8 protein-coding genes are annotated in these 13,208 nt (G+C 70.5%); 4 read left to right on the top strand and 4 right to left on the bottom strand.

The genetic code is table 11. The annotated features are described in order from the left end of the window. Position 1: 1 nt before the first annotated feature. On the bottom strand, positions 2 to 4,012 hold the full coding sequence (locus QHF85_RS41405; protein ID WP_281332967.1) for a M36 family metallopeptidase: 4,011 nt from the start codon (positions 4,010 to 4,012) through the stop codon (positions 2 to 4). Positions 4,013 to 4,283: 271 nt separating this feature from the next. Here QHF85_RS41405 and QHF85_RS41400 point away from each other — a divergent pair, with 271 nt between their 5' ends. From QHF85_RS41400 to QHF85_RS41385, 4 genes are all read left to right on the top strand, one after another. Next, positions 4,284 to 5,375 carry a phosphodiester glycosidase family protein gene (locus QHF85_RS41400; protein WP_281332966.1) on the top strand — a complete coding sequence of 364 codons (1,092 nt, stop codon included), beginning with the start codon at positions 4,284 to 4,286 and terminating at the stop codon, positions 5,373 to 5,375. 332 nt (positions 5,376 to 5,707) lie between these two features. Beyond that, complete coding sequence (locus tag QHF85_RS41395) at positions 5,708 to 8,797, top strand: DUF4215 domain-containing protein (RefSeq protein WP_281332965.1); 3,090 nt, start codon at positions 5,708 to 5,710, stop codon at positions 8,795 to 8,797. Between the two features lie 185 nt (positions 8,798 to 8,982). Next, on the top strand, positions 8,983 to 10,224 hold the full coding sequence (locus QHF85_RS41390) for a hypothetical protein (protein ID WP_281332964.1): 1,242 nt from the start codon (positions 8,983 to 8,985) through the stop codon (positions 10,222 to 10,224). Continuing rightward, on the top strand, positions 10,221 to 10,847 hold the full coding sequence (locus QHF85_RS41385) for an ABC transporter ATP-binding protein (RefSeq protein ID WP_281332963.1): 627 nt from the start codon (positions 10,221 to 10,223) through the stop codon (positions 10,845 to 10,847). Before QHF85_RS41390 ends, QHF85_RS41385 begins: the two co-directional genes overlap by 4 nt. Here the strand turns inward: QHF85_RS41385 and QHF85_RS41380 are convergent, their stop codons facing one another. The 3 genes from QHF85_RS41380 to QHF85_RS41370 form a co-directional block, all read right to left on the bottom strand. Further along, entirely contained in the window at positions 10,848 to 12,326 is a 1,479-nt protein-coding gene (locus tag QHF85_RS41380; RefSeq protein ID WP_281332962.1) for an RtcB family protein, read from the bottom strand. It abuts the gene before it with no gap. Next, entirely contained in the window at positions 12,292 to 12,720 is a 429-nt protein-coding gene (locus tag QHF85_RS41375; protein ID WP_281332961.1) for an archease, read from the bottom strand. Before QHF85_RS41375 ends, QHF85_RS41380 begins: the two co-directional genes overlap by 35 nt. Before the next feature lie 31 nt (positions 12,721 to 12,751). Next, the coding region (locus QHF85_RS41370) for a DUF533 domain-containing protein (RefSeq protein WP_281332960.1) at positions 12,752 to 13,208 on the bottom strand (457 nt) is incomplete at its 5' end.

The following is a 13,208-nucleotide window of genomic DNA, read 5'->3' as shown; positions in this document are numbered from 1 at the left end:
ATTACTTGCGGTTCCGACGACGCAGCCGCGCGAACACCGCGCCGATCATGCCGAGGGCCGCCGCCGCAGGCACGACCGGGCTCTTCTGCTCGTCACCGACGACGGCGCAGCCGCAGCCGCCCTCGTCGACGATGATCGGGCCGCCGCCGGCGCCCGTGTTGCCGCCCGTGCCCGAGCCGGTGGCCGGGCCGTTGCCGCTCGACCCCGGCTGAACGGTCACGTTCACGAGATCGCTCGCCAGGCCCTTGCCGTCGGAGACGGTGAGCTGGAACGTGAGCCTGAGCTCGACCTGCGTGTCCGGCGCGACGAACGTGGGCTTCGGCTCGTTGGCGGCCGTGAGCGCGACCTCGGGCCCGGCCGTCTGCGTCCACTTGTACGTGAGCGGCTCGCCGTCCGGATCGTTGCTCTTCGAACCATCGAGCGCGACCGAATCACCGCCCGACACCACGAGGTCCTCGCCGGCGTTCGCGACGGGCAGGCCCACGCAGCTCGTGCTGTCCTCCACGATCGACGCGAAGGGCTTGTTCGTCGCGCCCTGCACGTCGATGTCGTCGATCTCCCAGCCGTACGCGCCGGCCGCCGGATCGGTGCCGATCCGGAAGCGCAGCTTGAACGCCTTGCCCGCGAGCGAGGTGCCGAAGTTCAGCGTCATCGAGCTGAAGCCCGGCCACGCCGCGTTCCGGTTGGTGAAGCCCTGACGGTTACCAAGCGGGTTGTCGGAGACGTTCGTGATCTGGCCGGTGTAGGGCACGTTCGCGAACTGGGCCGCGTCCTGCCAGCTCTGGCCGCCGTCCGTCGAGACCTCGATGACCGCGCCGTCGTAGTTGAGCTGCCCACCCCCCTGCGGCGGCGGACCCACCTCGAACTCGTGACGGTGCTTCATCGTGATCGTGAGCGGCCCCGGGCCCGCCATGATCACCGGCGACTCGAACGAGGTGTCGGTCAGGCTGCCCGAGTCCACGCCGTAGAACACGTGGTTCGGCGGTCCGTTCTGGATGCGGCTCCAGACCCGATCGGCGCCGTCGCCCGACGCCGTCCACGTCTCGATGTCGCTCTCGGCGCTCTCGATCGTGGCCGACTCCGGCACGTTGTCGTAGTTGATGTACGGCACCTCGACGACCGTCGACTTGGGCTCGCACGTCTGGGCGCTCGTCACGGCGACGTCGAGCTTCACCGAGCTGATGCCGGCGACCGAGCCGTCGAGGGCCACGTCGATCGTGGCCTTCGCCGTCCCGAAGGGCGGGACCGTGCCGAACTGCACCTGCGTGCCGTTCGGGAACGAGATGCCCGCCTGCTGCGCCGTCACGCTCGCGACCGCGTCCGTCATCGGCGCGACGCCCGTGTTCTTGAGCTCGATCGTCACGCGGCCCGACTCCTGGGCGTCGAGGCGCCCGTCGGAGTCGCAGGACTGGACGGCGTCGTCGAGCCCGCTCGTGAGATCGGAGACCGCGGCCTTGACCTCGAAGCTCTCGACCACGCCGACGTTGTCGTTCGAGTCGCGCGGCGGCGAGACCGCGCACGAGCCCGCGCCGCGCTTGGCGAAGGCCTGGGCGAGGGTCTCCATGTCCTTCACGTCGACCGCGGCCGCGGCCGCGAGGATCGCGTCGCGCTGCTCGAGGTACGTCGCGTCCGGCGGGACCATCTTCAGCGACGCGACGATGTAGTCGGCCATGCGCCGGCGAGCCCCTTCGAAGTCGTAGGGAGCGCCCGGCTCCTGGCTGCGCTTGAGGAGCGCGACCGTCGCCTCGAACATCATCGTCGCCCACACCTCGCCGGCGTTGTGCACCTCGGAGTTCGGCGCGGGGATCACCGCCATCGGGTGATCGGGCAGCGCCTCGCCGTCGGCGATGTGCCGGTAGGTCAGGCCGTTCTTCGACATGTCGGTCGTGTACGGGACACGCCGGATGCCGTAGTAGCCGCTGTCGCCGAGCGACGCCGTGGCGTAGACGCTCATGCCGAAGACGCCGTCGAGATCGTCGCCCTCGCGCAGGGTCATGTGGAGCGCGACCGTGTCGCCCCAGCCCTCGCCCATGCCGCCGCACATGTTGGCGCCGCAGTACGCGAGCCGGTTGTGCAGGTAGTGGCCCCACTCGTGCGCGACGATGTGGTTGTCGATCGTGCCGTCGCGCTCGACGCCCTCGGCTGAGCGGACCATCGTGGCCGTCACGTCGCCGGCCATCATGGCCTGCTTGATGGCGTTGCCCGAGGCCAGCGTGACGGACAGGACGGGGATGTTCACGTTCCCGTTCGGCTGCCCGTTCGGCATGTAGGGCGGCGCGGGCTCGTCGGCGTTGTTCGCGAGGATCATGCCGATCGCGCCCGCGGCCTGTGCGTTCACGGCCTTCTGCTTGAACGTGCAGGCGCCGCGATCGATGAGGACGATCTTGCCGGCCACGTTGTTCTTGATGGACTGGCAGCCGTCCGTGAAGGTGCCGGGCGTCTCGTTCGTCGTGGTCGTGGACTGATCGTCGACGAGCGCGAGGGAGCCGGTCGTGTTGAACACCTGCAGCCCGAACTCGGCGATGTCGGTGCCGTAGCCCTTGCCGCCGGGGTTCGTCGTGAGGCTACGCGCGCTCGCGCCCGACCAGAGGTACATCTGCATGATCGGCGACTCGCCGTCCGCAGGCGTCTGCATGTTCGCGTTGTTGCGGCTCTGGTTGTTGAACGCGTCGTCCTGCGCCTCGGCGAGGAGCGGATCGTTCTCCACGCCGCCGCGGCCGTAGTTGCTCTTCTGCGCGTTGCCCGCGGCCTCGTCGAAGCCCGAGTCGTACCAGTAATCGTGCAGCCAGTTCGTCACGTAGAAGAGCTGCGTGGCGGCGGCCATGATCTGGTTCTGGTTCGCCGTCGGCGCGACGTTCACGTCGTAGGTCCGATCGAACGCTCCGGGCGCCGTCACGCTCGGGCGCGTGTCGCCATTGCCGAAGCCGTCCGGCTGGTAGTGGTCGGCGTACGCGTCGACGTTGTTGCCGGACGTCGAGGTCGCCCCGGAGGGCAACCACGGATCGAACGTGCCCTGGGGGTTCTTGTTGAACCCATCCATCGACACGAGCACCGGCGCGATGAACGGGGGCACGGAGCCGTCGGGCTGGCCCGTCGGGTGCGGCGTGAAATCGGCCTGCGGGCCGTCGAGGGGGCGTTTGTCGCCGTTCTGGTCGGCCCAGACGCGATAATTGAAGACCGCGTCGTGCGAGAGGTTTTGCCGATAGAGGACGCGACCGTCGTCGGCCGCGATCACGTATGCGTAGAGCCCCGCGTCCTTCTCGCCCACTTCGCGCGGGCGGATTTCGAGGTAGTACGCGGGAACGAGGCGATCCGGCAGCGGGAAGTACACCTTCTTCACGCGCGCGGGGCCGGCAAACTCGTGATCCTGCGTGGGCAGGAGATCGAAGGTCTGGTAACGGCCCTTTTCGCCGCGCGGGACGAGGTTCGCCGCGGGGAGATCGGCCTTGTGGAAATCCCGGAACGCGCTGGCGAGCGCGCCCTGGGGGGTCACGACGAACGTGCGCGGGACCCGCTTGTTTCCGGCGAATCCGGCCGGGTGGAGGTTGTTCGCGGCCGCCACGAGGCGGTGGCTGCGATCGAGCATGACGCTCGCGCCGCCGCGGAAAACCTCGACGCCGTCGATCTCCTGGCCGAGGCGCACGACGACGCCGCCGGCGCCGCGATCGTGAATTTCACGCACGACCGTGGCCTGGATGGCGGCCTCGGGCAGTTTCAGCATCTCGGCCGCGGAGACGAGCGCCTTGCGCGCGGCGACGTCGGGCTTCGTGGAAGCGACGAGCGCCTTCGTGCCGGCCTGATCCCGCGCGGCCCAGAAGAACGTGGGCGCGCCCGTCTGCGGATGCACCGACGTGACGTGTCCGCCGAGGGGAGACCGCGAGATGCGCGGCGTCCCGGAGGGCGCCGGCTGCGCACGATAAAATGCATCGAAATTCGGCAGCTCCTTCGCGTGCGCGAAGGAAGCACCGACCAGCGCCGTGAGCATGGTGAGACAACGAACGGAGCGCTTCATCAAAATCCTCCACCAAAGGAGACGCTCTCGCCCCCTCGAAAGGGAAGCAGGCGAGAGCGGGGCAAGAGCCAGGCGTACTCGGTCGGAGCGCCAGAGGGAAGCAATTTTGCGCCGAACGTTATGGTATCGGCGAAGCCCGGCGGGCGCTCCCGCACGTATTCGGACGATGATGCAAGATTCCGTCGACCGCGGCTTGGAAAACTCCCACCGCGCCGCTTTTCTTTCGCAGTTCAGGTGCTCGCCGCGCGACTTGTGCTAATGGCGGCCGGACATGGCGCGCCGGTTCTTCCCGTGGTTCCTTTCGATCCTCGCCTGCGGGTGCGGCGGGACGCCCCCTCCCCTCGACGCTTCGGCCCCGCCGCCGCCGAGATCCGCGGCGATCCCCGCGTCCCCGCCCGTCGTCACGCCGCCGCCGAAGCCTGCGGAACCGAGCCCTGCGGAGACCGCTGCTGCACCAAAGGTTCCTGCTCCCACGAATTCGGGTCCTCCTTTTCCGCCACCCGCGTTCACGCCGCCCCACGCGCGCACCGCCAAACCCGGCGACGGCGTCTTCACGCCCATCGAGGAGGGCCGCGCGCGCGGCACCGGAGCGCTCGCGCGCGCCACGGTCCACCCCCACGCGATCAAGCCGCACCCGTACGTCGTCCTCGTGGCGATCGACCTGCGCCGGGTCGATCTGCGCCTCGTCGCGGGCACGGAGGAGCCCACGTCGACGGGGGTGTCAAAAGATCGACGCCCCGGCCTCGTCCCCGCGGCGGATCTGCCCTCGCTGATTGCGGTGTTCAATGGTGGCTTCATGGCCAAGCACGGCCAATGGGGGATGATGGTCGACGGCGACGTCTTTCTCCCGCCGCGGGAAGACGGCTGCACGGTGGCGCTGCTCGGGGACGGGTCCGTGCGTATCACGAGCTTCCCGGCGCTCGCGCCCCTCACCGCGCAGATCCGGTCGTATCGGCAAACGCCTCCCTGCCTGATCGAGGGCGGCGCGCTCCACCCGCGCCTTTCGGCCGAGGACACGGCGCGGCTCTGGGGCGCGGCCGAGGGCGGCGATCGCGAGATTCGCCGCACGGCGATCGGCCTGCACGAGGACGGCACGACGCTCCTCTTCGCAATCGGCGAATGGGTATGGGCGCGCGACCTCGCGGCGGCGATGAAATCGGCGGGCGCCGCGTCCGCCGCGGAGCTCGACATCAACTGGTCGTATACGCGGTTCCTCCTGTACGACCATTCGACCCCGCCGGCGGTCGTGTCGACGTTGATCGAAAAGGTCGAATACACGAAGACCGGATATGTGTCGAAGCCCGCACCCCGGGACTTTTTCTACCTGAAGCAGAAACAATCCGGCGCCGCCGCGCGGCCTTGACGTGGCGCCCGCCTTGACCGGCCCCCGCTGTGAACCGCCGCGGCCGAGGGGTTGGGTAGGGCAGACCGCAGAGTCGACGGACGCGGGAGCATGCGCCCGAAGGCGAGGCCCCCCATAGCCCCGAAAGCGGCTCTCCGAGGGTGCTTCCGGACCGATCTACCCCTTGACCGGTTTTTTCGCCTGTGGTGAGGTTCGCTTTGGCAAACCGGAGAGATCGGCGTCGCCGGGGGCCGGCGGGCCGTGTGGTCCCTCGCGCTGGCATGGCGCCGACGGGGAGAAAGGGCATGTCGCCCATGAGTCGATGGAGAAGGTTCGGAATCACAAGGGTCGCCATGGCGACCTTCGCGCTTCTCGTGGCCGTGAGCGCGGGAGCGGGCTGCGAGGACACGGAGCCCCCGGGCAACACCGGCGGCGCCGGTGGTCAAGGCGGCGCGGGCGGCGCCGGCGGCGCGGGCGCGTGCACGAGGCCCGAGGATTGCCCCGGCGCCGACACGGCCTGCCGGACGCGCACCTGCACGGCGGGCGTCTGCGGCGAAGAGTTCGCCCCCATGGGCACACCGAGCGACACGCAGATGGTCGGCGACTGCGCCAAGGAGATCTGCGACGGCCAGGGGAAGGTCTCGCTCGAGAACGACGACACCGACATCCTCGACGATCAAAACGATTGCACCCAGGACGTCTGCAATGCGGGACAACCGGAGAACAACCCGCTCCAGGCCGGCGACGCCTGCACGTCGAACGAGGGCAAGCTCTGCGACGGCATGGGCACGTGCGTGGAGTGCCTCGCGCCTTCGGACTGCCCCGAGAATGTTTGCGCCGGGAACATCTGCGTCCCTGCGGAGTGCGGCGACACCGTGAAGAACGGCGCCGAGACGGACGTCGACTGCGGCGGCGGCACCTGCGCCCCCTGCGCCGACAACCTCATTTGCGGCGCGGCCTCCGATTGCCAGAGCGGCGTGTGCAAAGCCGGCACCTGCCAGGCGCCCACCTGCACGGATACCGTCGAGAATGGCGCCGAGACCGACGTCGATTGCGGCGGCGGGACCTGCGACCCCTGCGGCCCCGGCCTCGGCTGTTCGCAGGACAGCGATTGCGTGGGCGGCTCCTGCTCGGGTTCGGTTTGCTTGCCGACCTGCACCGACACGGTGACGAACCGCAACGAGACGGACGTCGACTGCGGCGGCCCGAACTGCTCGCCCTGCGCCGGCGGCCTCATTTGCTCGGTGGACTCGGATTGCGCGAGCAAGATCTGCACGGCGGGCATCTGCAACCAGCCTTCCTGCATGGATACGGTCCAGAACGGTAGCGAGACCGGCGTCGACTGCGGCGGCACGGACTGCGCCGGGTGCGCCGACGGCCTCGCCTGCAATCAGGGGACCGATTGCAAGAGCGGCGTCTGCACGGGCAACCTCTGCCAGACGGCGGCGTGCAACGATACCGTGAAGAACGGCGCCGAGACGGACGTGGATTGCGGCGGCGGCGCCTGCACGACCTGCGACATCGGCAAGGCATGCCTCGTGAACGGCGATTGCACGAGCAACATCTGCGCGGGCAATGTCTGCGTCATCTCGCTCTGCGGCGACGGCCTCATCACGGGCGCCGAGGTCTGCGACAACGGCAACGCCACGGCCGGCGACGGCTGCGACGCGGCGTGCGCGATCGAAGCGGGCTGGCTCTGCGCGGGCACGCCGAGCGCCTGCACGCCAATCTGCGGCGACGGCCTCCAGAAGGGCCCCGAGACGTGCGACGACGCCAACACGGCCCCCGGCGACGGCTGCGGCGCGACCTGCCAGGCCGAGCTCGGGTACGTGTGCAGCGGCGCGCCGAGCACGTGCCACACGGTCTGCGGCGACGGCATCAAGGCCGGCACCGAGCCGTGCGACGACGGCAACCTCAACGACGACGACGCCTGCCTTCCGGGCTGCATCGCCGCGACCTGCGGCGACGGCTACGTGAACGCGGCAGCCGAGACCTGCGACGACACGAACGCGACGCCCGGCGACGGCTGCGACCCCACCTGCCACGCCGAGCCCTTCTACGCGTGCTACGGCGCGCCGAGCACCTGCGTCCTCGTCGAGACCGAGCCGAACGCCGCCTGCGGCACGGCGAGCGGTCCGCTCAAGCCGCCCTTCGCGATCACGGGCAAAATCAGCCCCGTCGGCGATCAGGACTGGTACTCGTTCACCGTGCCCGCCGTCGCGGACGTGAGGGTCGAGACGTTCGTCCCGTCGGTGGGCAGCTGCACGACGGGGAACGACACCAAGGTCTATCTCTACGCGGCGGCGAGCTGCTCGACGATCCTCGTCGAGGACGACGACGACGGCATCAATAGCTGCTCGGTGATCGATCCGACGACGGCGGCCGACGCGGCGGCGAAAAAGCTCGCCCCGGGCACGTACTACGTGCGCGTGGAGGAGTTCGGCAGCAACGCGACCATCGGCGCCTACCAGCTCCAGGTGACGTTCACCGCGCTCTGCGGCGACGGCGTGCGCGCGGGCAGCGAGGCGTGCGACGACGGCAACCTGACGGCCGGCGACGGCTGCTCGTCGACCTGCACCATCGAGCAAGGCTACCAGTGCAACGGCTCGCCGAGCGTCTGCGCCCTGAGCTGCGGCGACGGCACCATCAACGGCAGCGACGTCTGCGACGACGGCAACCTGAACAACGGCGACGGCTGCTCCTCGGTCTGCACGGTCGAGCAGGGCTACGCCTGCACGGGCACGCCGAGCGTCTGCACGACGAGCTGCGGCAACGGCACGATCAACGGCACGGACGCCTGCGACGACGGCAACCTGAACAACGGCGACGGCTGCTCGTCCCTGTGCGCGCTCGAGCCGAACTTCAAGTGCATCGGGACGCCGAGCGTCTGCACGCCGGTCGAGCAGTACTGCAACGACGGCATCGACAACGACGGCGACACGCTCATCGACGCCGCCGACACGGACTGCGCGATCCCGGCCTACTTCACGGCCTGCGCGGCAGGACAGCGCCTCGTGGTCGTCCGGGCCTACGACACGCCGCTCGCCCTGCCCGACGGCAACACGACGGGCATCAGCAGCTACGTCGGCGTGGCGAACGTCGGCACCGTGAACCGCGCGGCAGTGCTCCTGAACGTCACGCACACCTGGGACGCAGACGTCGACGTGTTCCTGCAGCCGCCGGGCCTCGGTGAGCTCGACATGACCACGGACAACGGCAGCTCGAGCGACAACTACACGAGCACGATCCTCGACTCGACCTGCGCCACAGCCGTCACCTCGGGCGCCGCGCCCTTCTCGGGCTGCTACGCACCGGAGACGTCGCTGACGCCCGTCAACGGCAAGTCACCCGTCGGACGGTGGCGGCTCCACGTCCTCGACGACACGAGCTCGGATCAAGGCACGCTCAACAGCTGGGCCATGGTCTTCTGCGCCACGCCCTGAAGGGGTACTTCATGGCGTAGCGCCGGGGTTTCACCCCGGACCCGATGAGGGGCTGTCCGCCCCTCAACCCGGACCAGGGCAAGCCCTGGACCTCTGGTGCATCGACCGCGATGCGGTCGATGCATCAGATTGGGTAGAACAGCCTAGAATCCTCAGCTCCTGCGCGCACACGGCAAGGGAGTGCGATGCGACACCTCGCTCTCGCGAAGATCCTCGTCGTCCTCTCGATCCGCGCCGCGTATCCCCTCGCGGCCCCGCTCCTGCTCGGCATTTTCATCCTCGCCACGGTTCTCTTCGGGCCCAACGGGATGAGCACGCCCGAGGCGCTCGCCGTGATGCGCGCCTCCCCCACACTCATGACCGTCCTCTGGGCCGGATGGCTCGTGCTCGGTCTGCCCGCCGCGCGCGCCGCGCTCGTTCCTCCGTCCGGGACGTATCTACGCTGGTTACCAGCACCACGCCTCGTGTTTCACCTCGCAGGGGGCGCCTGCGCGCTCGCCGTCGAGGCGCCGTGGATGCTCCTGTTCGGGCGCGGCGAGGGGCTCCTGTCCGGCGTCACGGCCGGGCTCGCGGCCCTCGCAGGGCACGCACTCGCCAGCACGCGGCCGTGGGGCGCGCAGGAGGCGCTCGCGGCGGCCGGCGTGGGCCTCGCCGTCTTCACGCGGAACCCGCCGCTCGCGTTCGGGGCAGCCCTCCTCGCAGCCTGCCTGGCCGTCCCGGCCGCCTTCCGCCGCGCCCCCGAAGCCGCGGCCGGGACGAACCGCGGCCTGTGGGCCCGATCCCCGCTCGGCGCGCTCGCCTCGACGTTCGTGCTCGGCGTCCTTCGCGGCGAGCCAGGGGTCGTCGGACGCGCGCTCGCACTCGCAGCGCTCGCCGGGCTCGTGCTGCCGCTCGCGGCCCGCGGGCACGATCTCGAGGCGGACGCGTCGATCGGCGCGCTCGCCCTCGGCCTCGCAGCCATCGCGCTCGCGCCGGGCCTCTCGGGGGCCGCGGCGGCCGTCGTGCGGGCGGAGCGCGCGGCCTCGTGGCTCTGCGACGCGACCGGGACGCCGCCACGGACGCGCGCACTCGCGGCGGCCCTCGCAGGCGGCATCCTCGGGGCCACGAGCGGGCTCGTCCTCGCGACGGTCGGGGCCCTCGGCCTGCATGCGCGCCTCGCGCTCGGTGCGCGCATCGTCACGCTCGCGGTCGCCTCCGGGCTCGCCACGGGCGCGGTCCTCGTCGGCGGCGCGCGCGAGGCCGAGGCCTCTCCGCGGCGCGGCGATCGCGGCATGCTCGAGGCGCTCGTGTGGGCCGCATTCGGCGCGACCGCGGCCTCGCTCGCCGGAGAGCTCTCGCTCGTGGGCATCGTCGCCGTCGGAATCATGCGGATCGGCTTGGCCGCGCGCCGGGCCGAGGTGCTACGCAGGCTGCGGGGTGCGGCGTGACGCTCTCGATTGTGGACTTGAACAAGCAGCTCGGCGGGCGGCTCGTGCTCGACGGGGCGAGCCTCTCGGCCGCGCCGGGCGAGATCGTGGCGATCTTCGGCGACAACGGCGCCGGCAAATCCACGCTCCTGCGCATCCTCGCCGGCGTGCTCGACGCGGATCGGGGCCGCGCGAGCCTCGACGGCGCCTCGCTCCTCGGCCCACGCGCCTCCGCGCGCGCGCACGTCGGCTACGTGCCCGAGGCCGCCGACGCGCCGGCCCACCTCTCGCCGCGCGAGCTCGCCGCGCTCGTCGCCGCGTTGAAGCGCGTCCCGCTCCCGGACGAAGCGCTCCTCGAACGGCTCGGCCTCCGCGCGTACTGGGATCGTCCCTTTGGCGGCCTCTCCCTCGGCCAGCGGCGCCGGAGCTGCCTGTGCGCGGCGATCCTCGGCGACGTGCGCTTGTTATTGCTCGACGAACCTACGAACGGCCTCGACGCGGCCGGCGTGCGCGAGCTCGCGGCGCTGCTCGAAGAGCGTCGCGCGGCGGGCACGACGATCCTCGTCGCGACGCACGATCCCGCGTTCGCCGAGGCGATCGCCGCGACGCGCCTCCGGCTCTCGGCCGGCAAGCTTGAGGCCTGATCACCCTTTCACGACGCCGATCGGCCGCAATCGGGCGACCTTCCTGGCGATCCCGGCCGCGGCCACGACGTCGACCACCCGATCGACGTCCTTGTAGGCCACGGGCGCCTCCTCGGCGAGCTCCGCATTCGACGCGCAACGGATCACGATTCCGCGCCCTTCGAGCTCCTTGCGGAGCGCCTGCCCCGTCACCTTTTTCTTTGCGGCGGTGCGGCTCATTTGCCTCCCTGCGCCGTGGCAGGTGCTCCCGAACGAGGCCTCGCTCCCGTGCTCGGTCCCGACGCACACGAAGGACGAGGTCCCCATGCTGCCCGGAATGAACACGGGTTGCCCGATGTCCCGATAGGCCGCCGGCACGTCCCGGCTCCCGGGGCCGAAGGCGCGCGTCGCGCCCTTGCGATGCACGCACACCTTCTTCCCCTCGTATTTCTCGATCTTCGCCGTGTTGTGCCCCACGTCGTAGATCAACCGCAAAAAGCCATCCCGGTCCCCGAACATCCGGCGAAACACATCCCGCACGAGGTGCGCGATGAGGTGCCGGTTTGCGAAACCGAAATTGGCGGCGGCGCACATGGCCGCGAAGTATTGCTGTCCCTCGGGCGACGAAAGCGGCGCGCAGGCGAGCTGACGGTCCGGCACGTGAATGCCATATCGTTGCATCACGCTGTCCATCAAGCGCACGTGATCCGTGCACACCTGATGCCCGAGCCCGCGGGATCCCGAATGCACGAGCACCGTCACGCGCCCGACCGCGAGTCCGAGCCGCCCGGCGATCCCCTCGTCGAACACCTCGTCGACGACCTGCACTTCGAGGAAATGGTTTCCGCTGCCCAGCGTGCCGAGCTGATCGGCGCCGCGTTGCCTCGCCCGCTCGGACACCGCGGACGCGTCGGCGCCTTCGAGCGCGCCGCCCGATTCGATGGCCTCGAGATCGGACGCCGTCCCCACCTCGTGATCCCGGACGAGCGCGCCCGCGCCGCCTTCGAGGATCCTGTCGAGCTGCTTTCCCGAAAACGACCACCGCCCCCCGCGCCCGGCGCCCGAGGGCACGCTGCGCGACAGCTCGTGCACCAGGCTCTCCACGCGATCGGCAATCGCCTTGCGTTCGAGGTTCGAGACGAGCAGCCGCACCCCGCAGTTGATGTCGAACCCTATGCCGCCCGGCGAAATCACGCCGTCGGGCAGGGCCGTCGCGGCCACGCCGCCGACGGGAAAACCGTACCCCTCGTGCATGTCGGGCATTCCGCAAGCGGCGCCCACGATGCCGGGGAGCGTGGTCACGTTCACGAGCTGCTCGACGGAATGGTCGGAGAGCAAGCTGGGCAGCGTCTCGGGGCTCGCGAAGATCCGCGCCGGCACGCGCATGTCGCTGCGATACGAGGTCGGAATCTCGTACACGGAGGGGGCGACCTCGACGAGCGGCGGAGGCGGCGCGCGCGGGGGTTCAGATGTCGAGGACGACGTGGACCGAATAGCCATGCGAATCCTCCGTGATGTGGACGTCGTGCAGGGTGGCGGCCTTGACGAGGGGCCGAAGGTCCGAAACGAGCGCGCCGCGCACCCGGGCCACGAGGTGATCGGCGGCGAGCTCGTCGAAATGGAAATCGACGTAAACCCGGCGGTCCACCTCGGTCCGAAACACGAGCTCGTTCAGCCAGTCGACGAGCAGCGCTTCGCGATCGACCGAATGCAGCGAGACGGCGACGCTCTCGCCGGAGGCCTCGGGCAGCGGCGCCTCCCCGACGGCGAGCTCGGCGAGGGCGCGGCCGGCCTCGGCGAAGAGCTCGGGGAGCGTGGGCGCGAACAGGCCGAGCCGAAGCTCGGCCGTGTGGTCCTCGAAGGTGTGGCGTGGGCCTTTCGGGCCGGACGTCATGCGGGGGAATATCGTCGCCGGGAGGCCGACGTCACGGGAGGGATGGAATGCCGAGGCCACCGTGCAGGCGTGCGACGTCCTCGGGGCGCAGGCCGAGCATGGAGGGCAGCCCTTTGAGATAGGCGCGCTCGGCTTCCGATTCGGTGCCCGCGGAGAGGAGGGAGACCACGTAGAACTGCTCGGCGATCTGGGGCGAGCGGATCTGCCCGATGAGCGCGAAGGGCGGCTGCGGGGCTTCGAGCTCGCGGGCGAGCGCGGCGCGATCCTCGGGGCCGAGGCCGGCGCGCGCGAGGCGGTCGAGGATACGCGCGCGCTCGTCGGGATCGATCTGGCCGTCGATGAAGGCTGCGGTGATCATGGCGCGCACGAGGAGCAAGGCATCGGCTTGCACGTCGGCGGCGGGAACGGGCGCGGGCGCGGCGACTGGCGCGGGCGCGGGCGCGGCGACGGGCGCGGGCGCGGGCGCGGGCGCGGGCGCGGCGACGGGC

It is taken from the genome of Polyangium sp. 6x1 (assembly GCF_029946515.1).
Taxonomy (GTDB): domain Bacteria; phylum Myxococcota_A; class Polyangia; order Polyangiales; family Polyangiaceae; genus Polyangium.
The sequence above is the reverse complement of the archived record's forward strand: the minus strand, read 5'-3'. Positions and strand labels throughout refer to the sequence as shown.